Annotated in this window: 16 protein-coding genes and 5 pseudogenes; 12 read left to right on the plus strand and 9 right to left on the minus strand. The window is 73.9% G+C overall.

The window, feature by feature from the left end:
• The first annotated feature begins 15 nt into the window (after positions 1 to 15).
• The 3 genes and pseudogenes from ACF1A1_RS09425 (at position 16) to ACF1A1_RS09435 (ending at position 3,691) form a co-directional block, all read left to right on the plus strand.
• Complete coding sequence (locus ACF1A1_RS09425) at positions 16 to 1,149, plus strand: glycosyltransferase family 4 protein (RefSeq protein ID WP_391647117.1); 1,134 nt, start codon at positions 16 to 18, stop codon at positions 1,147 to 1,149.
• Positions 1,146 to 2,312, plus strand: a pseudogene (locus tag ACF1A1_RS09430) (glycosyltransferase); the annotation flags it as partial. The gene ACF1A1_RS09425 and the pseudogene ACF1A1_RS09430, both read left to right, overlap by 4 nt.
• Before the next feature lie 347 nt (positions 2,313 to 2,659).
• On the plus strand, positions 2,660 to 3,691 hold the full coding sequence (locus tag ACF1A1_RS09435; protein ID WP_391647119.1) for an SGNH/GDSL hydrolase family protein: 1,032 nt from the start codon (positions 2,660 to 2,662) through the stop codon (positions 3,689 to 3,691).
• Here the strand turns inward: ACF1A1_RS09435 and ACF1A1_RS09440 are convergent.
• Genes ACF1A1_RS09440 through ACF1A1_RS09460 form a run of 5 tightly spaced genes read right to left on the minus strand, consistent with a single transcriptional unit; the run spans position 3,592 to position 7,979 of the window.
• Positions 3,592 to 4,461 (minus strand): biotin-dependent carboxyltransferase family protein, encoded by an 870-nt coding sequence (locus tag ACF1A1_RS09440; RefSeq protein WP_391647122.1) that lies wholly within the window; start codon positions 4,459 to 4,461, stop codon positions 3,592 to 3,594. The genes ACF1A1_RS09435 and ACF1A1_RS09440 overlap by 100 nt on opposite strands.
• Positions 4,458 to 5,075, minus strand: coding sequence for an allophanate hydrolase subunit 1 (locus tag ACF1A1_RS09445; RefSeq protein ID WP_391647124.1), 618 nt, complete (start codon positions 5,073 to 5,075; stop codon positions 4,458 to 4,460). The genes ACF1A1_RS09440 and ACF1A1_RS09445 overlap by 4 nt, the downstream gene beginning before the upstream one ends.
• Positions 5,072 to 5,830: a LamB/YcsF family protein gene (locus ACF1A1_RS09450; protein ID WP_391647126.1), complete on the minus strand. Its 759-nt coding sequence runs from the start codon at positions 5,828 to 5,830 to the stop codon at positions 5,072 to 5,074. Before ACF1A1_RS09450 ends, ACF1A1_RS09445 begins: the two co-directional genes overlap by 4 nt.
• A 20-nt stretch (positions 5,831 to 5,850) precedes the next feature.
• Complete coding sequence (locus ACF1A1_RS09455) at positions 5,851 to 6,681, minus strand: putative hydro-lyase (protein WP_391647128.1); 831 nt, start codon at positions 6,679 to 6,681, stop codon at positions 5,851 to 5,853.
• Positions 6,678 to 7,979, minus strand: coding sequence for an MFS transporter (locus ACF1A1_RS09460; RefSeq protein WP_391647130.1), 1,302 nt, complete (start codon positions 7,977 to 7,979; stop codon positions 6,678 to 6,680). Before ACF1A1_RS09460 ends, ACF1A1_RS09455 begins: the two co-directional genes overlap by 4 nt.
• A gap of 174 nt (positions 7,980 to 8,153) precedes the next feature.
• On the opposite strand from ACF1A1_RS09460, the gene ACF1A1_RS09465 reads away from it, so the two are divergent.
• The 4 genes from ACF1A1_RS09465 (at position 8,154) to ACF1A1_RS09480 (ending at position 16,131) form a co-directional block, all read left to right on the plus strand.
• Complete coding sequence (locus tag ACF1A1_RS09465) at positions 8,154 to 8,861, plus strand: GntR family transcriptional regulator (protein WP_391647132.1); 708 nt, start codon at positions 8,154 to 8,156, stop codon at positions 8,859 to 8,861.
• A 146-nt stretch (positions 8,862 to 9,007) separates the two neighbouring features.
• Positions 9,008 to 10,534 carry a hypothetical protein gene (locus ACF1A1_RS09470; protein WP_391647134.1) on the plus strand — a complete coding sequence of 509 codons (1,527 nt, stop codon included), beginning with the start codon at positions 9,008 to 9,010 and terminating at the stop codon, positions 10,532 to 10,534.
• A 52-nt stretch (positions 10,535 to 10,586) separates the two neighbouring features.
• Entirely contained in the window at positions 10,587 to 11,459 is an 873-nt protein-coding gene (locus ACF1A1_RS09475; RefSeq protein ID WP_391647136.1) for a hypothetical protein, read from the plus strand.
• 67 nt (positions 11,460 to 11,526) lie between these two features.
• A complete protein-coding gene (locus ACF1A1_RS09480) occupies positions 11,527 to 16,131 on the plus strand; it encodes a hypothetical protein (protein ID WP_391647138.1) in 4,605 nt (1,534 codons plus the stop codon).
• Between the two features lie 78 nt (positions 16,132 to 16,209).
• Here ACF1A1_RS09480 and ACF1A1_RS09485 read toward each other — a convergent pair whose 3' ends face one another.
• From ACF1A1_RS09485 to ACF1A1_RS09495, 3 genes and pseudogenes are all read right to left on the minus strand, one after another.
• Entirely contained in the window at positions 16,210 to 17,760 is a 1,551-nt protein-coding gene (locus ACF1A1_RS09485; protein WP_391647140.1) for a GMC family oxidoreductase, read from the minus strand.
• A 148-nt stretch (positions 17,761 to 17,908) separates the two neighbouring features.
• Positions 17,909 to 19,471: pseudogene (locus tag ACF1A1_RS09490) on the minus strand (APC family permease); the annotation flags it as partial.
• 38 nt (positions 19,472 to 19,509) lie between these two features.
• Positions 19,510 to 20,616: pseudogene (locus ACF1A1_RS09495) on the minus strand (aldehyde dehydrogenase family protein); the annotation flags it as partial.
• On the opposite strand from ACF1A1_RS09495, the pseudogene ACF1A1_RS09500 reads away from it, so the two are divergent.
• A pseudogene (locus ACF1A1_RS09500) lies at positions 20,613 to 20,786 on the plus strand (Rieske 2Fe-2S domain-containing protein); the annotation flags it as partial. The pseudogenes ACF1A1_RS09495 and ACF1A1_RS09500 overlap by 4 nt on opposite strands.
• A gap of 139 nt (positions 20,787 to 20,925) precedes the next feature.
• A pseudogene (locus tag ACF1A1_RS09505) lies at positions 20,926 to 21,588 on the plus strand (NAD(P)/FAD-dependent oxidoreductase); the annotation flags it as partial.
• 180 nt (positions 21,589 to 21,768) lie between these two features.
• On the opposite strand, the gene ACF1A1_RS09510 reads toward ACF1A1_RS09505, so the two are convergent.
• Positions 21,769 to 22,416: a hypothetical protein gene (locus ACF1A1_RS09510; protein WP_391647142.1), complete on the minus strand. Its 648-nt coding sequence runs from the start codon at positions 22,414 to 22,416 to the stop codon at positions 21,769 to 21,771.
• 420 nt (positions 22,417 to 22,836) lie between these two features.
• Here ACF1A1_RS09510 and ACF1A1_RS09515 point away from each other — a divergent pair, with 420 nt between their 5' ends.
• The 3 genes from ACF1A1_RS09515 to ACF1A1_RS09525 are packed head-to-tail and all read left to right on the plus strand — an operon-like array spanning position 22,837 to position 26,570.
• Positions 22,837 to 25,734 (plus strand): nitrate- and nitrite sensing domain-containing protein, encoded by a 2,898-nt coding sequence (locus ACF1A1_RS09515; protein ID WP_391647208.1) that lies wholly within the window; start codon positions 22,837 to 22,839, stop codon positions 25,732 to 25,734.
• On the plus strand, positions 25,731 to 26,165 hold the full coding sequence (locus ACF1A1_RS09520; RefSeq protein ID WP_391647144.1) for a roadblock/LC7 domain-containing protein: 435 nt from the start codon (positions 25,731 to 25,733) through the stop codon (positions 26,163 to 26,165). The genes ACF1A1_RS09515 and ACF1A1_RS09520 overlap by 4 nt, the downstream gene beginning before the upstream one ends.
• 9 nt (positions 26,166 to 26,174) lie before the next feature.
• A complete protein-coding gene (locus ACF1A1_RS09525; RefSeq protein ID WP_391647146.1) occupies positions 26,175 to 26,570 on the plus strand; it encodes a DUF742 domain-containing protein in 396 nt (131 codons plus the stop codon).
• Positions 26,571 to 26,582: the final 12 nt, after the last annotated feature.

Here is a 26,582-nt window from a genome sequence, read left to right on the forward strand (position 1 = left end):
GGCGACAACACCGGTATGCGTGTCGTCATCGTGACCGAATCCTTTCCCCCCGATGTGAACGGCGTGGCCCACTGCGCGCTCCAGACCGCCCGGCACCTCGCAGATCGCGGTCACCTCCCGCTCGTCGTCGCGCCGGCCGCCGCGGCCGGTACCGGGCCCGGGGCCGACGCCCTGGCGCCGTACCCCGTCGTCCGGGTCCCCTCCCTTCCGCTCCCGGGCTACCCCCAGGTCCGCGTCGCTCTCCCCAGCCGACGCGTCGCCGCCGCCATCGCCGACCACCGCCCCGACATGGTGCACCTGGCCAGCCCCTTCGTGCTCGGCGTCCGCGGCATGGCGGCCGCCGCCCGGCTCGGCATCCCGGCCGTCGCCGTCTACCAGACCGACCTGGCCGGGTACGCCCGCACCTACATGGGCGCCGGCGAGGCCGCGGCCTGGCGGCGGATGCGGTCCGTGCACGCCGCCGCCGACCTCACCCTCGCCCCCTCCACCGCCGCCCTGCACGATCTGGAGACGCACGGAGTGCCCCGGGTCAAGTTGTGGGCGCGGGGCGTGGACACCGTCCGCTTCCGCCCCGGACACCGCGACGAGGCACTGCGCCGCGCACTCGCCCCCGACGGCGAGGTGATCGTCGGCTACGTCGGCCGGCTCGCCCCCGAGAAACAGGTCGAGCTGCTGGCCGGGGCGTGCGGACTGGAGGGCGTACGGGTCGTGATCGTGGGCGACGGGCCCAGCCGTACGGGGCTGGCCGAGGCGCTGCCCGGCGCGGTCTTCCTGGGGCGGCGCACCGGCGACGACCTCGCCCGCGTCTTCGCCTCGCTGGACGTCTTCGTGCACACCGGTCCCTTCGAGACGTTCTGCCAGACCGTGCAGGAGGCCATGGCCAGCGGGGTTCCGGTGGTCGCGCCCGCCGCGGGCGGACCGCTGGACCTGGTCGCCCAGGGCCGCACCGGGGTGCTCGTGCCGCCGCGTGACGCCGCCGCCGTGCGCGACGCGGTGCGCTCCCTCGTGGCCGACCCCGCGCGGCGGACGGCCTACGGGGCCGCCGGGCGGGCCATGGTGCAGGGGCGCACCTGGGCCGCCGTCGGCGACCAGCTGATCGGCCACTACACGGACGTGCTCGCCGCGCGCCGCCCGGTGGTGGCGGCATGAGCGCCGGGGCCGGCGGCGGCTCCGGCGGGCCGCTGCGGATCGTCCGGCTCGCCAACTTCGTCGCGCCCGCCTCGGGCGGGCTGCGCACGGCGCTGCGCGAGCTGGGCAAGGGCTATCGCGCCGCCGGCCACGACCCGGTCCTGATCGTGCCCGGCGAGCGGGCGGGCGACCGCGAGACCGGACAGGGCCGGGTGATCACCCTGCCCGGGCTCCTGCTGCCCGGCACCGGCGGCTACCGCGTCCTCACCGACAGGCGACGCGTCGCCCGCCTGCTGGAGGAGCTCGCGCCCGACCGTCTGGAGGTCTCGGACCGGACGACGCTGCGGTGGACCGGCCGGTGGGCGCGGCGGGCCCGGGTGCCCGCCGTGATGGTCTCCCACGAGACCGCCGACGGCGTGCTGCGCACCTGGGGCCTGCCGGAAGGGGTGGCGCGGCGGGCCGCCGACGCGCTCAACATCCGTACGGCGCACACCTACGCGCGCGTGGTGTGCACCACCGAGTTCGCCGAGCGGGAGTTCGTGCGGCTCGGGGTGCGGAACGTGGTGCGGGCGCCGCTCGGCGTCGACCTGGTCGAACGGCACCCCGCGCTGCGTGACGCCGGGGTGCGGGCCCGCTACGCGCGCGCGGACGAGGCGCTGCTGGTCACGTGCACCCGGTTGTCCGTCGAGAAACGGCCCGGTACGGCCCTGGAGGCCCTGGAGGCCCTCGTGCGGCGCGGCAGGCGCGCGGTGCTGGTCGTCGCCGGGGACGGGCCGCTGCGGGGCCGGCTGGCACAGCGGGCGCGGGAGCGCGGGCTGCCCGTCACCTTCCTGGGGCACGTCGCCGACCGGGGCGCCCTGGGTGCCCTCCAGGCGTCCGCGGACGTGTGTCTGGCGCCGGGGCCCGCGGAGACGTTCGGGCTCGCCGCGCTGGAGGCCTTGGCGTGCGGGACGCCGGTGGTGGTGAGCGCCCTCTCCGCGCTGCCCGAAGTGATCGGGGCCGCGGGCGCCGTCGCGGCCGACAGCGGGGAGTCCTTCGCCGACGCGGTGGAGATGCTCCTCGAACGGTCCGTGGGGGAGCGGCGCGAGGGGGCACGCGCGCGTGCGGAGTGCTTCGGGTGGGGAACGGCGGTGGAGGCGTTCCTCGCGGCCCACGACGCGCCGGTGCCGTCCCGTCCGGGTGCCGGTGCCGGTGCCGATGGGGTGGTGGTGCCGTCTGGTCTGGGCGCGGGCGGGGCAGCCCCGTCCGGTCTCGGTGCCGGTGGGGCGGTGCCGTCTGGTGTGGGTGCGGGTGGGGCGGTGCCGTCTGGTGTGGGTGCGGGCGGGGCAGCCGCGTCCGGTCCGGGTGCGGGTGGGGTGACGGCGGCGTCCGGCCCGGGTGCGGGCGGGGTGTCGGTGCCGCTGCGTTCCGGGGCCGGCGAGGGAACGGCGCCGTCCTGTCCCCTCGGGGACGACGCGACGGGCCCGTCCCCCCGTTCTGCCGAGGCTGAGGCGACGGCGGCGTCCGGGCCCTTCGTGTCCGGAGGGCCCGGATGAGACCCGTCCGCTTCGTGGCCCTCGGGGACTCGCTCACCGAGGGCGTCGGGGACCGCGTGGGCGACGCGTGGCGCGGCTGGGCGGCGTTGCTCGCCGGCGGACTCTCCGGGGAGGCCCAGGGAGCCGTCGACTTCACCAACCTCGCGGTCGGCGGGTCGCAGACGCGGGACGTCCTGGAGCGACAGCTCCCGGCCGGGCTCGCGCTGCGGCCCGACATCGTCTCCGTCGTGGTCGGCGTCAACGACACCCTGCGCCGCACCTTCGACATCCACGCCGTCGCCGCCCGGCTCGACACGGTGTACGGCTCCCTCACCGAGCGGGGCGCGGTCCTGCTCACCGCGTGCCTGCCCGACCCGGGGGCGATGCTCGGCCTGCCCGGTGCCCTGGCCGGACCGCTCGCTAGGCGTCAGCACGCGATCAACACCGTCGTCCACGCGCTCTCCGAGCGGTACGGAGCGGTCCACCTCCACGCGTCCGAGGGCGCGTGGCTGACGGACCGCGCCCTGTGGAGCGCGGACCGGCTGCACCCCGGCGAGCGGGGCCACCGGCAGTTGGCGGTGCGCTTCCACGCGCTGCTGGCTCAGGCGGGCCTCGCGACCGGGCCCCCGCCCTCGCCCGAGCCGGAGTTCCCCGCACCCTCGAAGGCGGCCGGCCTGTGGTGGCTGGCGACCGCGGGCACCGGCTGGGTGGCCCGGCGGTGCACCGACCTGCTGCCGCAACTGCTCGCGCTGGCCGCCGACGAGATGCGGCACCGCGCGCGCGGCACGAGCGCCCGGCTCGACCTGCGTGCCGCCGCGGGGGTGTCGGCGGCACTGGCGGCGGTGTCGGTGGCGGAGCGACAGCCCGACGTGGCGCAGGGCGGCGGGCGGCCGCCGCGGGCGGCTACCACGTCGGCGTACGGGCCCACCGCCGGCGGCACGTACGCGGCTCAGCGTCGGCGTACGGCCGTGAAGCGGACCGGCGTTCCCGGCACCGCCTGCGCGGCGGCCGGGAGGTCGGCCGGACGGACCACGCCGATCACCGGGTAGCCCCCGGTGGTCGGGTGGTCGGCCAGGAAGACGACCGGCCGGCCGTCCGGGGGGACCTGCACCGCGCCCAGCACCATGCCCTCGCTGGGGAGTTCGCCGGGGCGGGCCCGCTCCAGCGCGGGGCCCTCCGTGCGCAGGCCGATGCGGTTGCTCATGGGTGACACGCGGTACGCGCGCGAGGTGAACGTGCGGATCGCCGCCGGTGTGAACCAGTCGTCGCGTGGGCCCGGGGTCACGCGCAGGACGAGTTCCGAAGGGGGCGCCGGCTGCGGCGCGACGTCCACGCGCGGGTGCGGGGCGAGGACGTGCCCCAGGGGCAGGACCGTGCCGTCCGCGAGGGGCGCCGGGCCGAGGCCGGAGAGCAGGTCCGTGGAGCGGCTGCCGAGGACGGGTTCGACGGCGATGCCGCCGGACACGGCCACATAGCTGCGTACGCCGCGGAGCGCCGGCCCCACCTCCAGCAGCGCGCCCGCGGGCACCGGGACGGGCGCGCCCCAGGCGGCCGGCCGGCCGTCGACCGAGACCGGGCAGGGTGCGCCCCCGACGGCCACGGTGACGGCCGAACGGGGGCGCAGAGTACAGCCGTTGAGCGTCGTCTCCAGAACGGCCGCGTCGGCCGGGTTGCCGACCAGCCGGTTGACGAGCGCCGCCGCGGGCGCGTCCAGGGCACCGGAGCGGGGCACGCCGAGGTGGGCGTGGCCGGGTCGGCCGCGGTCCTGCACGGTGGTGAGCGCCCCGGCGCGGACGACGGCGAGTGCGCGGTCGCTCATGCGGCGCGCTCCGGGACGAACCGCACGCGCGCGCCCGGCGCCAGCAGCGCGGCCGGCACGCGCGCGTGGTCCCACAGCACGGCGTCCGTGCTGCCGATCAGCTGCCAGCCGCCCGGGGACGAGCGCGGGTAGACACCCGTGTACGGGCCCGCCAGCGCCACCGAACCGGGCGGAACGGCCGTGCGGGGAGTGGCCCGGCGCGGGACGTCGTAGTGCGGCGGCAGGCCCGTGAGGTAGCCGAAGCCGGGGGCGAAGCCGCAGAAGGCGACACGGAACTCGGTGGCCGCGTGGATACGGGCCACCTCCCGCTCCGGGACGCCCCAGTGGGCGGCCACGTCCGCGAGGTCGGGGCCGTCGTAGCGCACCGGCAGCTCGATCACCTCGTGGGTGGGCGGGGAAGCGGGCGGAAGGGCGGCGGTGGTGAGTTCGGCGACCCAACGGTCCGGATCGGCCAGGCCGTCGAGGAGGACCGTGCGGGCCGCCGGGACGATCTCGCGGACGGTCAGCGAGCCGTCCGCGCGGCGCCGCAGCAGCTCCGCGTGCAGGGCCTGGGCCTCCTCACCCGAGTCCACCTCGACGAGCAGGGCGTCCTCGCCGACGGGCAGCACCCTCATACGAAGGCCTCCACCCGCACACCCGACTCCTCCAGCCGCCGGCGGACCCGGCGGGCCAGCTCCACCGCGCCGGGCGTGTCGCCGTGCAGGCACAGGGACCGCGCGCGGACCTCGATGCGCGCGCCCGTGTGGGAGACGACCGCGCCCGACCGGGCCAGGCTCACCGACCGCTCGACGACGGCGTCCGGGTCGGTGACGACGGCGCCGGGCTGCGCGCGCGGGACGAGCGTGCCCCCGTCGGTGTAAGCGCGGTCCGCGAACGCCTCCGTGACGGCCGGCAGGCCCGCCTCCGCCGCCAGCTCCAGCAGTCGGGAACCGGGCAGCCCGAGCACGGGCAGCGTGGCGTCGGCCAGGAGCACGCCCTCGACCACCGCGCCGGCCTGCTCCTCGTCCCGCACGACCCGGTTGTAGAGCGCGCCGTGCGGCTTGACGTACGCCACGCGCGCGCCCGCCGCCCGCGCGAAGACCTCCAGGGCGCCGATCTGGTACGCCACCTCGGCGGCCAGTTCGGCGGGCGGCACGTCCATCGCGCGCCGCCCGAACCCGGCGAGGTCGCGGTAGGAGACCTGTGCGCCGATCGTCACGCCCCGCTCGGCCGCCAGCTCGCACACCCGCCGCATGGTGGCCGCGTCCCCGGCGTGGAAGCCGCAGGCCACGTTGGCGCTGGTGACGACGGACAGCAGTTGCTCGTCGTCGGTCAGCCGCCAGCGGCCGAAGCCCTCGCCCAGGTCGGCGTTGAGATCGATCGCGGTCATGGCTCCTTCGTGTCTCCTCGTCAGGCCACGCGGTACTGCTCGTCGCGGGCGTCGGTCAGGAACATCTGTCCCGGGGCGTGGGTGAGGGCGAACGGCGGGCGCGAGGCCATCACCGCGGCCTGCGGGGTCACACCGCAGGCCCAGAACACCGGGATGTCGTCCGGTTCGGCGTCCACCGGATCGCCGAAGCCGGGGCGGCCGAGGTCCTCGATGCCCAGCCCAGAGGGGTCGCCGCAGTGTACGGGGCTGCCGTGCACCGCCGGGAGCAGACTGCTCTCCCGGATCGCCGCCGCCAGGTGCTCCGGCGGCACCGGACGCATGGACACCACCATCGGGCCGTGCAGCCGTCCCGCCGGGCGGCACTGACGGCTCGTCACGTACATCGGGACGTTGCGTCCCTGCTCGACGTGGCGGATCGGGACGCCCGCCTCGGCCAGCGCCCACTCGAAGGTGAAGCTGCACCCGATCAGGAACGTCACCAGGTCCTCGCGCCAGTACGCGCGCACGTCCTTCGGCTCGTCCACCAGCTCGCCGTCCCGCCACACCCGGTAGCGCGGCAGGTCGGTCCGCAGGTCGGCGCCCTCGGCCAGCACGGTCGTCCACGAACCGGCGTCGGTGACGTCGAGCACCGGGCAGGGCTTCGGGTTGCGCTGGCAGAACAGGAGCATGTCGTACGCCCAGTCCGCGGGGACCGAGATCAGGTTGGCCTGGGTGTGGCCCGCCGCGACGCCGGCCGTGGGGCCCGTCAGCCCGTCCCGGAAGCGGGAGCGGGCGGTTCTCGGGCTCCATGCGTGCGCGTGCTCGTCGACGAGGGTGAGGGGACGGTCTTCCGTGGGCGTCGGACGGTTCACCGCAGTTCCTTCCCGCGCGTCTCCGGCAGCCCCAGCAGCGCCAGGGCCGCGAGGCCGTAGCCGACCGCCCCGAAGACCAGCGCGCCGCCCACGCCCCAGCTGTCGGCCAGGAAGCCGACCGTGGTGGGGAAGACGGCGCCGACGGCGCGGCCGGTGTTGTACGTGAAGCCCTGTCCGGTGCCGCGCACGGCCGTCGGGTAGAGCTCGCTCAGGAAGGACCCGAAGCCGCTGAAGATCGCCGACATGCAGAACCCGAGCGGGAAGCCGAGCACGAGGAGCAGGGTGTCGGCGCCGCTCGGGATGTTCGCGTACGCCACGATGCAGACCGCCGACAGCAGGGCGAACAGCCAGATGTTGCGGCGCCGTCCCAGTCGGTCGGTGAGATGACCGCCGGTCAGGTAGCCGAGGAAGGCGCCGGAGATCAGGAACGTCAGATAGCCGCCCGTGTTGACCACCGACAGGCCGCGCTCCGTCTTGAGGTACGTCGGCACCCACGTCGCCAGCGTGTAGTAGCCGCCCTGTACGCCGGTCGAGAGCAGGCCCGCGAAGATCGTCGTCCGCAGCAGGCGGCCCCGGAAGATCGCCCGGAACGATCCCCTGTCGGCGCTGTGCTCGCGCGCCGCGACCGCCGTCGGCGCGTCCTGCACGCGGCGCCGCATCCACACCACGAGCAGCGCGGGCAGCGCGCCGGTCCAGAACATCACGCGCCAGGCCACGTCGTCGCCGAAGACGGAGAACACCAGCGTGTACATGATCGCCGCCAGACCCCAGCCGACGGCCCACGAGCTCTGGATCGCGCCCAGGGTGCGTCCCCGGTGCCTGGCGCTCGCGTACTCGGCGACCAGGATCGCGCCGACCGCCCACTCGCCGCCGAAGCCGAGGCCCTGAAGCGCGCGGAAGAGCAGCAGGGTCTCGTAGGTCGGCGCGAAGCCGCAGGCGACGGTGAAGACGGCGTACGTCACCACCGTGATCATCAGGGCCCTGACCCGGCCGATCCGGTCGGCCAGCACGCCGGCGACGGCGCCGCCGATCGCGGAGGCGGCCAGCGTGACGGTGGTGAACAGGCCGGTCTGGCCGCTGTCCAGGCCGAAGTAGGCCGCCAGCGCGACCATGCTCAGCGGCAGGGTGAAGTAGTCGTAGGAGTCGAGGGCGTAGCCGCCGAACGCGCCCGCGAAGGCGCGGCGGCCGCGCGGGCCGAGGGCGCGCAGCCAGCCGAGTGCGCCGTCGTCGTCGGTGTGTTCGGCGGCCCGGGTCCGGGCGTCGGTGGACGGGGCCTGCGGTGGAGGGGTCGTGCTCAAGGGGCACCTCGCAGAGGGATGACGGAGGGTGCGGGGAACTGAGCCGTGCCGTGCGGAAGCGGTGACGCCGCGGTGGGGACGGGGCGACGCCGTGCTGAGCAAGGTAGAGGATTGTTGAACGATCCCTCAATACCCCTGTTGTTTCGTTCTCGTGTCTGCGGTTGAATTCCGGGCATGGCAGAGCAGCTGGCGGGACTGGCCGACGACCGCGCCCTCCTGGGCCGCACCAGCACGGCCGAGCGGGTCTCCGACATCCTCAGGAGCCGTATCGCCGAGGGCTATTTCCCGCCAGGGACACGGCTGTCGGAGGACAGCATCGGCGGAGCTCTCGGCGTCTCCCGCAACACCCTGCGCGAGGCGTTCCGGCTGCTCACCCACGAGCGCCTGCTCGTCCACGAGCTCAACAGGGGAGTGTTCGTACGGGTCCTGACCGTCGAGGACGTCGAGGACATCTACCGCACGCGCACCCTCGTCGAGTGCGCCGTCGTACGCGGGCTGGGGGAGCCGCCGTACGCGCTCGACGGCCTTCAGGCGGCCGTCACGGAAGGACAGCTGGCGGCCGTCGAGAATGACTGGAAAGCGCTGGGCACCGCCAACATCCACTTCCACCGCGAACTGGTGGGCCTGGCCGGCAGCGACCGCACCGACGAGCTGATGCGCAGTGTCTTCGCCGAGCTGCGCCTCGCCTTCCACGTCGTCGACGACCCGCGACGGCTGCACGAGCCGTACCTCGCGCGCAACCGCCAGATCCTCCAGGCGTTGCAGGCCGGCGACAAGGCCGAGGCGGAGCGGCTGCTCATGACCTACCTGCGGGACTCGCTGGAGCGGATCGTCGAGGTGTACCGGCGGCGGGTGGGGGACGAGGGGCGGACCGCCGGCTGAGGCCGGGGGCCGCGTCCGGCCCGGTCCGCTGCGAACACGACCCCCTCGGCCGGGTCGCGTCCCCCGAGGTCGTCTCGCGTCTTCGTGACGGCGGTCGCTCTGCGCCGTTTGGGTCGTTGTCAGACCGAGGACCTAGTCTGTGCACCGTGACTTCGCCTGCATCGACGGACCGTGTTCCGCCCCAGCTCAGCGCGGGGCCGCGCCCCGCTCCGGGCCCGGCCGCCGACGAGGGACTGGCGCGGCGGCTGCGCGCGCTCGCCTGCACCGCGCCGATCCACGACCTCGACGCACGCAAGGCCAACCTCGCCGGTGAGTACTCGGTGTACGGCATGGCGGAGATCGCCCTCGCCGCCATCGACCTCGTCACCCTGAACATGGACTTCGACACCGGCGCCGACCACGACCAGATAGTGGCCCGCCTCGTCCCGCGCATCGCCGCGCAGGCCCCGCGGCGGCCCGCCGAGGAACACGAGCGCGTGGCCCGCTGGGTCCTGGAGAACCTGATCAACGTCGGCAGCGTCGACCGCGGCTTCCGCGCCGTCTACGGCACCTTCGCCCCGGACGGCACCTACGTGCGCCGCGACTACGACTTCAAGCTGCTCGAGGAGGTCCCCGGGTACGGCGGCGCGGTCTACCTCCGCACGACGGACGAGGCCGTCAACGTCCTCGTCGGAGCCCTCGACACCGATGTCACCAGCGCGCAGATCGCCGCCGAGGTCAAGCTCGAGGTCCTCATCCGCCGCGGCCGCCTCGCCGACGCCCAGCTCGCCGCGGAACAGGCCCGCTACCGCACCGTGCAGTACTCGGAGACGCTGCGCCGCGCCCTGGACGCGACCCGGCGCAACGTCCGCGCGGTCGACTGGCTCAACACCGTGCCCGACATGATCGCCGAGGCCCTCGACCACGTGGCCGACCGCTACCGCCACGAGAACGCCATCCTCACCAACATCCGCAAGGCGCGCGACGAGTCCGAGGACCCCGAGCACAAGCGGCGGGCCGCGGAACTCGTCGACATCGTCAAGGACTGCATCCGGCGGCACACGCAGTTGCAGTCCCGGCTGCTGGAGGCCGGCCCGCTCTTCCGCGCCGAGCAGGACCGGCAGGCCTTCGCCACACCCATGACGACCTCGGGGATCGACCTCTACGGGCACCTCGTCGCACCGGTGCTGCCGCTGCCGCTGGAGCAGGCGGTCAAGGTCACCGACGCGTTCTTCGCACGTGGGACCGGGCTGCGCACACCGGCGTCCGTCCGGGTCGGCGACCTGGTCGACCTGCTGCTGACGCCGCCCGTGGAGCGGGAGCACCTCGGGGCCGAGATGCCGGAGCCCGACCTCATCGCGACGCCGGACGACAGCCGGTTCAGCGAGGACCAGCTGGCGGCGGCCATGGAGCTGCTGGACCTGCCGGCGGACGCGCCCCGGAGGCTGTCGGGACTGCTGGCGCAAGCGCGCCGGGCGGATCCCGAGCTGCCGTACCTGGTCGCACTGCTGGCGGTGCACGCGGCCAGCCCCGCGGTGGGGACCGCCTACCGGCAGGGCGAGGAGAAACTGCTGTTCGCCGTCGACGACGGGACGGAGCTGGACGATCCGGAGTTCGGCGGAGCCGACCTCATCGTCGGTACGGCCCTGCTGGACGCGGCCGGGATGGCCGCCGACCGGACGGAAGCAGCATGAGCCGGGCCGAGAACCGAACGTACGAGCACCAGCGCACCAAGGAGCCCCAACCGTGACCGAGCACGTCGAGTGGAGCGAGACGGAGGCTCCCGCCCCGTCGGCGAACGCCGCCGTCACCCCTGCCGACGCCGCCGACGCGGCGCGGCTCGTCGCCTTCGGGCTCCAGCCCAGACTGCAGCCCGCGCGGGACCAGGAGTACACCGAGCTGCTGCGGCGCTACCGCGAGGACCCGGCGTTCGCACGGCTCGCCGACGCCGTCGCGGCCGGGCTCGGGCTCGTCGTCCTGGAGGTGTCCCCGCGCGCGGGGATGGCCGTGACGGCGGCCGAGGACTCCGTGTTCGCCGTGCGCATGGGCGACTACGCGCGTAGGACGTCCGCCGACGGCGGGGACCGGTTCCTGCACGGCCTCGCGCATCTCGCCGTCGCCGCGATGGCGTTCCCACGGCCCGAGGACCTGGCCGACGACGCCTACATCGGACGCGTCAGCGTCAACGGAGTCGACGCCTTCGTGCGCCAGGCCTGCCGCCGGCTGGAGGAGCGGGCGGAGGAGCAGGGCGAGAACACCGACCCGGCCAGCGACGCGCCCGGTCTGGAGGCCGCCTGGCGGATCTGGGCCCGGCGCAGCGCCACCGGCGCCACCAAGGACGCGCGCAGACTCGCCGGTTCGACGACCGGCATCGTCGGCAAGGCCGTCGCGTTCCTCACCGAATCCGGATTCCTCCAGCGCACCGGCGACGACAACGGCGGCACCTACCGGACGACGGCCCGCTACCAGCTCCAGGTGCGGGACATGGCGGGGAGCGCCGCTATGGCCGAGCTGCTCGACCTGGGCGTCGTCCCGGTCACCGACGGCACGCCGACGCTGCTGCCCGCCGACGACGCGGACGAGCTCGTGACCGACGCCGGGCTGCCGTTCCACTCCTGAGGATCCCCCAGATCCTCAACCAGATCCTCAACCCCCCCGATCTGCCGAAGACTTACGAGAGTCCGCCATGTACGAGCTGTCCCGGGTCCGCCTCTACTCCATCGGGCCTGCCGGTGCGCGCTACGCCGACACCGTGCTTGACCTGCGGGGCGTGGGCGACGTCGTGCCCGACCCCGCGCCCACCCAGGCGGAGTTCTTCGAGGAGGAGCCGGTCGGCCCGCCACGCCGGCCCGCGCCCGCCGGCGTGCTCTTCCTGGAGAACGGCGGCGGCAAGTCCGTCCTGCTCAAGCTGATCTTCTCCGTGATGCTGCCCGGGCACCGCAACACCCTCGGCGGCGCCAGCTCCGGTGTGCTGCGCAAGTTCCTGCTCGCCGACGACTGCGGGCATGTCGCGCTGGAGTGGCAGCACGTGCTCACCGGCGAGTGCGTGGTCGTCGGCAAGGTGAGCGAGTGGCGCGGGCGGCAGGTCTCCAACGACCCGCGGAAGTTCGCGGAGGCCTGGTACTCCTTCCGGCCCGGGCCCGGACTGACCCTGGACAACCTGCCCGTCGCCGAGTCCACCGCCGTACGGCCGCCCGTCGAGGGACAGTCGGGGGCACAGGGACGGCGGCGGACCATGAAGGGGTTCCGCGACGCGCTCACCGAGGCGGGCAAGGCGTATCCGCACCTGGAGGTGCACTGGGAGGAGATCCACGACCGCTGGATCGAGCACCTCGGCGAGCTGGGCCTCGACCCCGAACTGTTCCGCTACCAGCGGGAGATGAACGCCGACGAGGGCGAGGCCGCCGGCCTCTTCGCGGTCAAGAAGGACTCCGACTTCACCGACCTGCTGCTGCGCGCGGTGACGGACACCCGGGACACCGACGGACTCGCCGACCTCGTCAGCGGCTTCGGCAACAAGCTGGGCCGGCGCGCCGAGCTGATCGCCGAACGGGACTTCACGGCCGGGTCGGTGGACCTGCTCGGGCGGATCGTGGAGGCCGCCGACGCACGGGCACGCGCGCGTGACGTCCACACCGGGGCCGAGCGGCGCACCCGCACCCTGGCGCGGCGGCTGTCCGCGCGGGGCGTGCGGGAGCGGGCCCGGGCCGCGGACCTCGCCCAGCGCGTCACCGCGGCCGCCTACACCGTCACCCACTCCGAGGGAGCACGCGAACGCAGCGCGCTGATCGCCGCCGAACTCGCCTTCCGGCACGCCTCGCTGGCGCTCGCGGCCGCCGAGAAGTCGGCGGCCGCGCAGAAACGCGAGCTGGCCGACGCCCGCACCCTGCACGCCGCCTGGCAGGCCGCCGAGGCCGTACTGCGCCACCGCGCCGCCGCCGACCGGGTCGCGCGCGTGTCCGCCGCGATCCAGGAGGCCGAGCGGGACGCCGCCCCGGCCCTCGCCGCCCGCGCCAAGGCCGCCGTCGACCTGGTCCGGGCCCTGCACACGGCCGCCGAGAGCGCCGAGACCCTCGCCAACGAGGAGGAGGAGCGCTCCGCCGCCCTCCAGGAGGCCGGCGAGGCCGCGTACCGGGACTCCACCTCCGCCGCCACCGAGGCGCAGCGTGCCCGCAGCGAGGCCGGACACCTGCGCCAGCGCCTCACCGAGGTCGAGCAGGAGACCGCCGAGGCCGTGCGCGCCGGCTGGCTCGACGACAGCGCACCCGACGCCGACCCGGCCCGCGCCGCCCTCGCCGCCAGCGACGCCGAGAAGACCGCCGTCGCCGCCTGGGACACCGCGCGTGAGGCGTCCCGCAGGGCCACCGAGCACGCGCGCGAGGCGGCCTCCGCCGAGTCCCGCGCCGAGCTGACCGCCGCCCGCGCGGCGGACGCGGCGACGGCCGCGCAACGGTCGTACGAGGCCGAACGGCGGATCGCCGAAGCGCTGGCCGGGGAGGAGCGGCTGGCCGAGCTGCTGGGCCTGACCGGCGGCACCCCCCGCCGGATCATCCCGCAGCCCCGCCAGGACGGCGAGCCGGCCGACACCGGCCTCACCCCCGAGGACCTGGACCGCTACGCCGACGAACTGCGCGAACTCCTCGACGACGCCGTCTCCGCCGCCGAACGGCAGCTCTTCGAACTGCGCACCGCCGCCGCCGACGACTCCCGCATCCTCGGCGCGCTCGGCGACGGCGGCCTGCTGCCGCCCGGTCCGGACGTGCTGGCCACCGTCGAGTTCCTCGGCGAGCACGGCATCCCCGCGCTGCCCGGCTGGCGCTACCTCGCCCAGGCCGTCGACCCCGCCGACCACGCGCGCGTGCTCGCCGCCCGGCCGGAGCTGGTCGACGGCGTGATCATCACCGACCCCGACTCGCACGCACGCGCCCGTGAGGCGCTGAGCGACGCCGCCCTGCTGCCCCGGTCCGCCGTCGCGGTCGGCACGGCCGCCGCCCTGCTCGCCCCGACCCCGCCGCCCGACGCCGACACCGGTGACGTCTTCCTCGTACCGCCGAACCCGGCCATGCACGACGAGCACGCCGCCGACGAGGAGCGGCAGGCGTTGCGCGCGCGGGCCACGGAGCGGGACGAGGAGATCCGGCGGCTCGCCGCCCGGCTCGGCAAGGACCGGGAACTGGCGGCCCGGCTCGCCTCCTGGCGGACGGGCTGTCCGGCGGGACGGCTGGTCGAGCTGGCCGAGGCCGCCCGGGAGGCGGTTTCCTTCGCCGAGGAGTCCGAGGCCGAGCTGGCCGAGGCGCGGACCGTGCGCGCGGAGGCCGACGAGACCGCCGCCGAGGCCGCGCGGGTGCGGGACGAGCGGCAGGAGGCCGCCCAGAAGGCCCGGCGCGCCGCCGACGCCCTCGCCGGGCTCGCCTTCCGGCTGCGCGAGCGCGCCGGCTGGCAGGTCAAACTGCGCGAACTCGCCGACGAGGCCACCGAGTCCGAGGCCCGCGCGCAAGCCTGCCTGGAGCGCGCCCGCGCCGCCGACGAGGACCGTCGCGCCGCCCAGCGCGCCGCCGACGACGCCCGCCGCACCGCGCGTGCGCTGCGCGCCGAGCGCTCCGAGATCGCCGGCGCCCCCGACGACGTACCGGAGGACGAGGCGGACGCGCCCAAGGCGTCCCTGCCCGCTCTGCGCGAGGCCTACCGGGCCGCCTCCCAGGTGTACGAGAAGGTCGGCGTCGGCGCCGACCTGCGGGCCGAGCAGGCGCGGGCGGAGAGCGACGAGAGCGCCGCACGGGCCGAGCTGGACCGGCTCAGCAACAAGGTCCGCACGCGCGCGGAGCAGCTGCTCCAGTCGCCCGACGGCTCCGACGGGCCGTCCCGGCAGGCCGCCGCCGCGCGCGCGGAGGAGCTGGTGCAGCTCCTGGAGACCCGGACGACCAGCGCGAGCGAGCAGCTCGGCCGGCTGCGCGGCGAGGCCGAGCGGCACGCACCCGAGGACGGCGAGACCCACACCGAACTGCCCGAGGAGCTCGTCCCGCGCGACGCCGAGCACGCCCAGGCGCTGCTGCGCACCACCACGGCCGAACTGGCCGCCCGCACCGAGGCGTTGAGCCAGGCCCGCGAGGCACACGCCGAACTGCTGGAGGCGCACCGGGCCGCCGAGGACGCGGCCGGCGGCTTCGACGAGATCGCCGCCATGCTGCGCGACCTGCTGCGCGAGCACACCCCCGAGGACGACCCGGAGCCGCCGGAGCCCTACCCCGGCACCCTGGAGGAGGCACGCCAGTCCGCCGCCGAGGCCCGCCGTTCACTGCGCGGCTGCGCCGCCGACCTGTCCGCCGCCGAGGCCGCCGTCCGCGAGGCGAGCGACGTGCTCGTCCGGCACGCGAACTCCACCCGCTACGAGCAGGTCCGCACCCCCGCCCGGCAGCAGATCCGCGAGCTGCCCGCCTCCGCGCTGCCCGAGCACGCCCAGAAATGGGCGGACGCCTTCGCGCCCCGGCTCCGGGTGCTCACCGACGAGCTGGCGCAGCTGGAGCGCAACCGCGACTCGATCGTGGACCGCCTCAGAGGGCTCGTGGAGTCGGCGCTCGCGACCCTGCGGTCCGCCCAGCGGCTGTCCCGCCTGCCCGAGGGGCTCGGCGAGTGGTCCGGGCAGGAGTTCCTGCGCATCCGCTTCGAGGAGCCCGACCAGGCCACCCTCACCGAGCGGCTCGGAGAGGTCGTCGACGAGGCGACCCGGGCGGCGGTGAAGAAGAACTCCGACCTGCGGCGCGACGGCATGTCCCTGCTGCTGCGGGGCGTGGCGGCCGCGCTCCAGCCCAAGGGCGTCGCCGTGGAGATCCTCAAGCCGGACGCCGTCCTGCGCGCGGAGCGGGTGCCCGTCGGGCAGATGGGCGACGTCTTCTCCGGCGGCCAGCTGCTCACCGCGGCCATCGCCCTGTACTGCACCATGGCCGCGCTGCGTTCGAACGACCGGGGACGGGACAAGCACCGCCATGCCGGCACGCTGTTCCTCGACAACCCCATCGGGCGCGCCAACGCCACCTACCTGCTGGAGCTCCAGCGGGCCGTGTCCGACGCGCTGGGCGTCCAGCTCCTCTACACCACCGGCCTGTTCGACACCACGGCTCTCGCGGAGTTCCCGCTGGTCATCCGGCTGCGCAATGACGCCGACCTGCGGGCGGGCCTGAAGTACATCAGCGTGGAGGAACACCTCCGCCCGGGACTGCCGCAACAGCCCCAGGCGGGGGAGGCGGGGCACAGCGAGATCACGGCCACGAGGATGTACAAGCGCCCGCAGTAGCGCCCCCGAGGGGCGCGGGGAGCCGCGCGACCAGCAGCAACGGACCCGCGGCGCCCCACCGCCTCCGCCACGGACTCCTCAGGCGTCGGCCTTCAGGAGATCCGCGCACTTCTCGCCGATCATCATCGTCGTGATGCACGGATTGACGGCCACGATGTCCGGCATCACCGACCCGTCGGCGACCCTGAGCCCCTCGATCCCCTTGACCCGCAGCCGCGCGTCGAGTGGGGCCGAGGGGTCGTCGTCCGCGCCCATCTTCACGGTGCAGGACGGGTGGTAGACGGTGTTGTGGGTCTTGTGGATGTAGTCGAGCAGCTCGTCGTCGCCGCGCACATCCGGCCCGGGGGCCAGCTCCGCGCCCGCCCACCCGCTCAGCGCCGGCTGCGAGGCGATACGACGGGCCAGCCGCAGACCGTACGTCATCACCCGCACGTCGTGCTCGTGGGTGAAGTACCGCGGATCCACCTTCGGCTTGTCCCGGTAGTCCCGGGTCCGCAGCCGCACCGTCCCCCGCGACTTCGCCTTCGTCACGTTGGGCGTGAGGCAGAAGGCGTTCTCGGAGGTGGGGTAGCCGTGCCGCGCGGTGTTCATGTCGAACGGCACCGACCCGTAGTGGAACATCAGGTCCGGCCGGTCCAGGCCCGGCTCGGTGTCGTAGAAGATGCCCGCCTCCCACCACTGTGAGGAGGTGGCCGGCATCGGCTGCCGGGCCTCCCACATGATCACGCCCTCGGGGTGGTCCTGGAGGTTCTCGCCGACGCCGGCCGCGTCCACGACCACTTCGACGCCGACCTCGCGCAGGTGCCCGGCCGGTCCGATGCCCGACAGCATCAGCAGTCTGGGCGTGTCGATCGAGCCGCACGAGACGATCACCTCGCGCCGGGCCCGGACCGTCCGGGTGTGGATCAGGTCGGGGTCCAGGTACTCGGCGCCGACACAGCGCCGCCCCTCCAGCACCAGCTTCTTCGCCCGTACGCCCGTGCGGACGTCCAGGTTGGGCCGCTTGCCCATGACCGGGTGGAGGTAGGCCACCGAGGAGGACTGGCGGATGTTGTTCTCGTCGGAGTTGATCTGGAACCAGTTGGCGCCCCGCACCACCGTGCTCCCCGCGTTGAAGGCGACCGTGGGGATCCCGGCCTGCGCGCACGCCTCCAACAGGGCGGTGCCGCAGGGGTCCTCGCCCTTCAGCGTGCGCAGCTTCACCGGGCCGGTACGGCCGTGGTGGTCGCCGGGGGCGTCGTTCGACTCCAGCCGCCGGTACAGCGGGAACAGGTCGGCCGCGCTCCAGCCCGTACAGCCCGCCGCCGCCCAGTCGTCCAGGTCCTCGGCCGGCGCCCGGAACGCGATACAGGAGTTGTGGGACGAACAGCCGCCCAGCACTTTCGCGCGCGCGTGCCGCAGGAAGCTGTTCCCGCTGGCCTGGGGCTCTACCACGTAGTCCCAGTCGTAACCGGACTCCAGCAGGCCCATCCAGCGTTCCAGCCTGAGGACGTCGTCGTCGCCGACGTCGCTCGGGCCCGCCTCCAGCACGCACACCGTGACGTCGGGGTCCTCGGAGAGCCGGGCCGCGACCACGTTGCCCGCCGTGCCGCCGCCGACCACGACGTAGTCGAACTCGTCGATGTTCATGAGCTGACCTCCTTGTCGGCCACCGGGGTGGCGAGGGAAACGGTCGGGGTGGCCGGGCCGGCAGGGCGTGTTCGGCGAGGACGCCGGTGCGGTGGCGCTGGACGAACCAGTAGTAGGCGAAGCCGCCGCCCGCGATCACGGCGACGAAGAGGACGGCGCCCCACCGCAGGTACCAGTGGAAGGGCGCGGTCGCGTTGTAGACCTCGGCACGCGGCCAGATCAGGTTGATCGTCATCGCCGTGCCCCACACCACCGCGACGATGTTGACGGGCAGCCCCCAGCGGCCGAGCGAGAACCTTCCCTCGGTCGCCGGCTCCCACTTCCCGCGCAGCCGCGCCACCAGCATCGGCCCGGTCACACCGAGGTAGGCGAGGTGGATCATGATGATGCCGATGCTGGTGACGACCGTGAAGATCTGCGGCTGGCGGATGTTCACCACGAGGATCGCCAGCGCCAGGATCCCGATGATCACGGCCGGCAGCACCGGTGTCCGGAAGCGCGGGCTGCACCGGGCCAGCAGCGAGGACGCGGGCAGGTTGTTGTCGCGGGCCATCGCGAACGCCAGCCGGATCGCCGCCGTGTGGACGGCCAGGGCGCACACGGTGACCGCGATCAGCACACACCACAGCATCGCCTTGCCGGCCGTCGGACCGAGCACGTCCAGGACGATGAACTGCAGCCCCTCCGTGGACAGCTTGCCGCCCTTCAGGCTGGAGACGCTCATCAGCGCGAGCAGCAGGATCAGGCCGCCCAGGACGAACGAGGCGACGATCGCCCGGATGATCGCGCGGGGCGCGTTGCGGGACGGGTCCAGCGACTCCTCGCCGAGCGAGGCCGCCGTGTCGAAGCCGTACATGACGTACGCGGAGGCCAGCGACGCCACCAGGAAGGCGCCGAGGTAGCCGGCCCCGTGACCCGTGCCCGTCCCCTGGGTGTCCAGGACGACCTGCGGACCCCGCGTGATGTGGACCGCGAACAGGACGATCAGCACGACCGTGGCGATCAGCTCGATGAACACGCCCGCCGTGTTGATCGTGGCCATCAACTTGACGCCGAAGGCGTTCACCAGCGTGATGAACAGGATCAGCACCGCGGCCAGGACGACCGCGTTGGTCGCCACGTCGTACGTGCCGGTGCCGTCGCCCACGAACTGGAAGAACGAGGAGATCTGCGGAAGCGTCAGCTGGTAGGCGAGGGCGACGGCCGAGATCGACACGATCGAGGCGATGAGCATCATCCAGCCGGCCAGCCACCCCAGATGCCGGTTGCCCATCTTCTTCGACCAGTTGTAGACCGACCCGGCGACGGGATAGCGGGCGGCCAGCTCCGCGAAGCACAGGGCGACCATGAACTGGCCGGCGAAGACCATCGGCCACGACCACCAGTAGGCGGGGCCGCCGCTGCCGTAGCCGAAGTAGAAGAGCTGGAAGGTGCCGGTCAGGATGGAGATGTAGCTGATGCCGGCGGCGAAGGTGTGGAAGGTGCCGAGGGTGCGCTTGAGTTCGGGCCGGTAACCGAACTCGGCGAGTTCGGCGTCGTCCTGGCCGGGTGGACCGGACGAACCGGGTTGTCCTGACGAACCGGGTTGTCCTGACGGGCGGGCTGTCGTCGTCATGAGCGGACTCCTCGTGGGCCTGGGGAGGGGAGGGAGTGCCTCCGCGGGTGCCGGGGTCTGCGCGGGCGGGGTACCGGGCCGGTCCTCTCGGCTCATTCCGGGGTCGCGAGCCGGGCTGATCCGAAAGAACCGGCCTAGGCGAACCAGCCTTGGGGCGTCGGCGCGGTGTTGCGCCAGATGTGCTTCGTCTCGCGGTACTCGGCGAGCCCCGAGGGCCCGAGTTCACGGCCGAAGCCGGACTGCTTGAAGCCACCCCACTCGGCCTGCGGGACGTAGGGGTGGTAGTCGTTGATCCAGACCGTGCCGAGGCGCAGCCGGGCCGCGACGCGCGCCGCCTTCGGCTCGTCGGTCGTCCATACGGCGCCGGCGAGCCCGTAGACCGTGTCGTTGGCGAGCCGGACCGCCTCCGCCTCGTCGGTGAAGCGCTCGACGGTCAGCACCGGACCGAAGGACTCCTCCCGGACCACCGACATCGCGGCCGTGCACGCGTCGAGCAAGGTGGGCCGGTAGTAGAAGCCCTCCTCGAAACCCGGTCCGGACGGGCGCTCGCCGCCGCACCGCAGGACGGCACCCTCCGCCAGCCCCCGGGCGACGTACGCCTCGACCTTCGCCCGGTGCGCCGCCGAGATCAGCGGGCCGCTCTGCGCCCGTTCGTCGAAGGGCCCGCCGAGACGGATCTCCTCCGCCCGCCGTACGACCTCGTCGACGAACCGGTCGTGCAGGCGGTCCTCGACCAGCAGCCGCGCGCCCGCCGAGCACACCTGCCCGGAGTGCAGGAACACCGCGGTCAGCGCCATGTCGACGGCCGTGTCGAAGTCGGCGTCCGCGAAGACGATGTTGGGGTTCTTGCCGCCGAGTTCCAGGGCGACCTTCTTCACGGAACCGGCGGCGGCCGCCATCAGCCGGCGCCCGGTCTCCAGGCCGCCCGTGAAGGAGACCAGGTCGACGTCCGGGTGGTCGCCGAGCGGAGCGCCCGCCTCCGGGCCGGCGCCGAGGACCAGGTTGCTGACGCCGGGCGGGAGTCCGGCCTCCTCCAGCAGCCGCATGAGGCGGATCGCGGTGTGCGGGGTCAGCTCGCTCGGCTTCAGCACGAAGGTGTTGCCGGCGGCGAGCGCCGGGGCGACCTTCCAAGAGGTCTGGAGGAGCGGGTAGTTCCAGGGCGTGATGAGCGCGCAGACGCCGACCGGCTCGTACACCACCCGGCTGTCGACGTGCGCCCGGCCGGTGTCGACGGCCCGGCCAGCTGGAGGGCTGCCTCGTCGAATGCCCGCTGCACGCCGCCTCGTTCGACCTGCGCACCGGCGAACCGACCTGTCTGCCGGCCCGCCGCCCCGTCCGCACCCACCGCGTCACCGTGGAAGACGGCGTCATCCACGTCCACCTGGTGGCGGAGGAAGCCACGGCGGCATGAACGTGACGCCCGCAACGGTTCCGGCGACCCACGCCCCTCTGCCGGCCGGTGTCGTCCCGTCGTGCCTCGTCCCGGTGCACCCCCTCGCACCCACCCCCAGCCTCTCCACTCCCACCCCGCCAGAGAGGACCCGCACCACATGAGGACCGTGGCCATCCTCGGCGCCTCCCTCTCCGGCCTCTACGCGGCCCGTGAACTGCGCGCCCAGGGCTTCGACGGACGTCTGGTCGTCATCGGTGACCAACCCCACGCCCCCTACGACCGCCCTCCCCTCTCCAAGGACTTCCTCACCGGCCGCGCCGAAGAGGCTCAACTCGCCCTCAGCGACGCCGAGGAGACGACCGGACTCGACGCCGAGTGGCTCCTCGGCACCCGCGCCCGCGGCCTTGACGTCCGCGGCCGCACCGTGCTCCTCGACGGTGGCCGAACCGTCACCACCGACGGCGTCGTCATCGCCACCGGCGCCTCGGCCCGACGCCTACCGGGCGCCGACCTCACCGGCGTCCACACCCTGCGCACCCTCGACGACGCCCGCGGCCTGCGCGAGGACCTCACCCGAGGCTCCCGCCAGGTCGTCGTCATCGGCGGCGGCTTCATCGGTGCCGAGACCGCGTCCTCCTGCGCCGCCCTCGGCCACACTGTGACCGTCGTCGAGGCCGCCCCGCTGCCGCTCGTCCCCCAACTCGGCCCGGAGACGGCCGCCGTGTGTGCCGCCCTGCACCGGCGTGGCGGCGTGGAGTTGATCACCGGCATCGGCGTGGCCGGCCTGCGCGGCACCGACACCGTCACCGCCGACGGCGGCCTCCTCGCCGTCTACGAACGCGAGGGCCACACGACCGCGGTGCTCTCCGTGGACCGCCCGCGCCCCTTCATGCGGGTACGACGCGAACTGGCGCGGGAGCAGCGACGGGTGGGATCGGGGGCGGCGTGACCGACCGAACGCTGGAGCCGTTCGGCTCCAGCGCGCCTCGGGAGGTGTGGGTCAGGAGTGGGACAACTGCCCGGCGCCGCCCTGACGGCGTATCCGCTCCTGGGCGCGCTCGGCAGCCCGCTCCTGCCGGCGTGCGCGTCGCCGCTCGCGTCGCAGCGCACGCGCCGTGCTGCTCGGCGTCGACACGACACCGTTCCGCTGGTTCCACACCTGCCGGGTCACCCAGACGTCCAGCACACCCCACGTGGCCACCACCGTACTGGCCACGCTGCTGATCACCATGGGGAAGGCCAGCCAGGACCCGGCCAGGGTGCACAGGAAGGCGACCATGGCCTGAAGCAGCGTCACCGCGATGATGATCACGGCGCGCACCGCCGCGGTACGGACGGGGTCGGGAAGCCGACGCCGGCGCGCGGGCTCCTCGACCCACAACGGCCGGTAGGCCACCCGCTCCTTTTCCACACCGCTGCTCGCACCACCGCTCTCGGCCGCGCCCGCCCGCCCGGTGCCCTTGGACGCGCCACCGGCGGCCCCCGCAGCCGCCGGACGGCCATGCCCGCCGTCCTCACCCCTGAGCCCGCTCGCCGGAATACCGCGATCCGATATTTCGGGTGCCTCGGGTGATTCGCGTTCCCGCAGCGCCGTACCGCGCGCCGCCGCGCCGTCTTCGGGCGCCTCGCGCCGCTCCGCCGTGCCCATCAACGTGTCACTCCCCACCGCCGGCAGACCACTTGCCTCCGGCTCAAAGAACCGGCTCCCCAGTGGCTGCCCGGCTTGCGCTCTTTTACGCCGCCCAGGCGCGGCATGCGGCTCCTGTGGCCGATTCCGCCCCCAATTCCCAATGAGTAGGACGCACAACACGCCCCGAAGATTCCCCAGTTTCGAAAAATTCTGGCCAACTCGCCCACCCTGCAGATCCGATGGGGCACGCTTCGCAAGCACGGTTCCGGGGAGGCAATCTCCCGCAATGACCGGACAACTCCCCCCGTAGCGCAGCCCATACGGACGGTCTGCTTCCGGACGCCTCTTCGAGTTAACTTTTCGTCGGTAGTAGGCTCGCGACGTTTGTTGACGCACATGCGTACCCCCTGCCGGTGGGGGTTCGAGCTGGGGGAGGCCATGCGCTTTCGCGGGAAGTCCATCCGCCGGAAGATCGTGGCGCTGCTTCTCGTGCCGCTGGTGTCCCTGACCGCCATCTGGGGCTTCGCCACGGTACTCACGGGCCGTGAGGCGAACCGCCTGTTCACCGTGTCGCACGTCGTGGAGAAGATCGGCTACCCCATAGAGGACACCGTCCGCGTCGTCCAGCAGGAACGCCGCCAGACCCTGGTCTACCTGGCCGATCCCCGTGCCTCCGACGCGCTCTCCGCGCTGGGACGCACCCGGACGGCCACGGACGAGGTCCTCGCGGAGATCCGCAAGAACGCCAAGGATCCCGACGTACGCGACGTGCTGGACCAGGACGACGGCGAGGACCTGACCGCGGTGCTCGACGCCTTCGGCGGCCTCGACTCCCTGCGCCGCAGCGTCGAGGAAGGCACCGTGACCCGGGCGCAGGCGCTGGACCTCTACAACCGGCTGATCGAGCCCTGTTACACCCTGCTGGCCAAGCTGGACGTGGTCGACAGCGTGGAGATGGACAAGCAGTACCGGGCCCTCGTCAGCGTCGCCCGCGCCCGCGAACTGCTCTCCCAGGAGGACGCCCTGCTCGGCTCCGCCCTGGTCGTGGGCCGGCTCAGCCGCGAGGAGATACGCGTCGTCTCCGACCTCGAGGCCCAGCGGGAAGTGGTCTACGACATCGGCCTCGCCCAACTGCCCGTCGCGGAGCGCGAACGCTACGAAAGCTTCTGGAAGAACGCCACCACCGCCCCCCTGCGCACGGCCGAGCAGGCCGTCGTCGCCACCACGCCCGGCGACATGCCCCGCGGCGTCACCGCACGAACCTGGGACACCACGGCCGCCAACGTCCTCGACGAACTCGGCACCCTCGACGAGCAGGCGAACGACCGCTACCAGGACCGCGTCCGTCCGGTGGCGATCGAGGTCATCGTCAAGGCGGTCGTCGCCGGTGTCCTCGGCCTGATCGCGCTGCTCGTCTCCCTCGTCCTGTCCGTGCGCATCGGCCGCGGGCTCATCCGCGATCTGCGCCAGCTTCGGCTGGAGGCCCACGAGGCGTCCGGCGTCCGGCTCCCCAGCGTGATGCGCCGCCTCTCCGCGGGCGAGCAGGTCGACGTCGAGACCGAGGTACCGCGCCTCGAGTACGACAAGAACGAGATCGGCGAGGTCGGCCAGGCCCTCAACACCCTCCAGCGCGCCGCGGTCGAGGCCGCCGTCAAACAGGCCGAGCTGCGCGCCGGCGTCTCCGAGGTCTTCGTCAACCTCGCGCGCCGCAGCCAGGTGCTGCTGCACAAGCAGCTCACCCTGCTCGACACCATGGAGCGCCGCACCGAGGACACCGAGGAACTCGCCGACCTCTTCCGGCTCGACCACCTCACCACCCGCATGCGCCGGCACGCCGAGGGCCTGGTGATCCTCTCCGGCGCCGCGCCCTCCCGGCAGTGGCGCAAGCCCATCCAGCTCATGGACATCGTGCGCGCCGCCGTCGCCGAGGTGGAGGACTACGAACGCATCGAGGTCCGTCGCCTGCCGCGCGTCGCCGTCACCGGACCGGCCGTCGCCGACCTCACCCACCTCGTCGCCGAGCTCCTGGAGAACGCCACGGTGTTCTCCCCGCCGCACACCGCCGTCCACGTCCTGGGCGAGCGGGTCGCCAACGGGTTCACCCTGGAGATCCACGACCGCGGCCTCGGCATGGCGCCCGAAGCGCTCCTCGAGGCCAACCTCCGGCTCGCCGAGACCCCGGAGTTCGAGCTGTCCGACACCGACCGGCTCGGACTGTTCGTGGTCAGCCGGCTCGCCCAGCGGCAGAACGTCCGGGTCTCCCTGCAACCGTCCCCGTACGGGGGCACGACCGCCGTCATCTTCATCCCCGACGCGCTGCTCACCGACGACGTCCCCGACACCAACGGCATCGGCTTCCGTCTCGACCGTCCCCGGCCCGCCAGGGACAGCGAGCCCGCGGAAACCCGCAGGCCGGCGCTCTCCCACACCCCGGTGCAACTCCCCGGAGTGCCCGCCGCACTGCTGGACGGCCCGGTCGAGCTGGAAGCCCCCGTCGACCTGGACGCCCTCGACGACTTCCCGGTCCCGCTGGACGACCAGGACGACGACCGAGGCGGTCTGTTCCGCCCACGCCGCTCCCTCACCCGTGCGGAGGAGGAGCCGGCCGCCCACACTCTCGAACCGCACCGCCGGCTTCCCGACCCCCGCGGCGAACCGGACCGGACCGCCCCCGGCGACCCGATGGCCCCCGTACCCCTGCCGAGCCGCCGGACGCCCAAACTGGTCAGCTCCCACGGCCGACCGGTGACCGATCAGCGGACCCGTCACGCCGAGGCGGGCGAGGACTCCCCGTCGCGCCCCGGGGCACGTCGGGCGGAGGACACCCCGGCGCCCCTGCCGTCCCGCCGACGCGGCGCGACGGCCCACATACCGCGGAACGCCGGCGCGGGCGAGTACCCCGGCCGTGGCACGGACGAGCCGTCCCAGCCACCCGCCCTTCCCCGACGGACCCGGCAGGCCGATGCCCTGCCGACCGGCCCGGACGACCCGGGCCGGCGCCCGGACGGCACGCCCCACCGCCCCGCGGACGCGGCGCCCGGCAGCCCCCAGGGCTCCGCCGGGAAACCCGGCCCCGCACCTCATGACACGGGCTCCGGCACGGGCCCCCTGCCCCGGCGCGTACGGCAGGCGAACCTGGCCCCGCAGCTGCGGCAAGGCCCGGAACCGCGCACCGAGGACCGCACGGACCCCGCCGACCGGGACGCCGACGAAGTACGCAGTCGCATGGCCTCGCTCCAGCGCGGCTGGCAGCGCGGCCGCGCCGAGAACGCCGCGGGCGAAGACGCCCACCGCGGCACAGCACCACAAGGAACGAACAAGGGGGACGGTCGATGACCGCACCGAAGGCGACCGGCCACACCACGACCAGCAACGGCCAACTGAACTGGCTCCTCGACGAACTCGTCGACCGCGTCGCCAGCATCCGCAAGGCCGTCGTACTCTCCGGCGACGGCCTGCCGACGGGGGTCTCCAAGGACCTGACCCGGGAGGACGGCGAACACCTGGCCGCCGTCGCCTCCGGCTTCCACAGCCTCGCCAAGGGCGTCGGCCGCCACTTCGAGGCCGGCAGCGTCCGGCAGACCGTCGTCGAACTCGACGAGGCCTTCCTGTTCGTCACCGCCGCCGGCGACGGCAGCTGCCTCGCCGTCCTCGCGGACGCCGACTCGGACGTCGGACAGGTGGCGTACGAGATGACGCTCCTCGTGAAGCGGGTCGGCGCACATCTGGCCACCGCGCCGCGCACCGATCTGCCCTCGGGCGGGTAGTGGGATGGCATGAGCACAGAGGGTCAGGCAAGCAGCCACTGGTTCGACGACGAGGCCGGACCGGTCGTCCGTCCGTACGCCATGACACGTGGCCGCACCACCAGTGCGGTCCAGCACCGTCTCGACCTGATCGCGGTGGTCGTCGCCGAGCCCCACGCGGAGGACCCCGAAGCGGACGCCTCGCTGTCCCCGGAACACGTGGACATCGTGGATCTGTGCAGTGACGCGCCACAGTCGGTCGCCGAGCTGGCCGCGGAACTCGATCTGCCCATCGGCGTGGTCCGGGTCCTCGTCGGGGACCTCGTGGACGCGCGATTCGTCCATGTGAACCGGCCGGTACCCCCGGCCGAACTGCCGGACGAGAGTATTCTGCGCGACGTGATCAACGGCCTCCGAGCGCTGTGAGCGCGGAAGCGG

Origin of the sequence: Streptomyces sp. NPDC014995, assembly GCF_043080745.1 — a bacterium.
Taxonomy (GTDB): domain Bacteria; phylum Actinomycetota; class Actinomycetes; order Streptomycetales; family Streptomycetaceae; genus Streptomyces.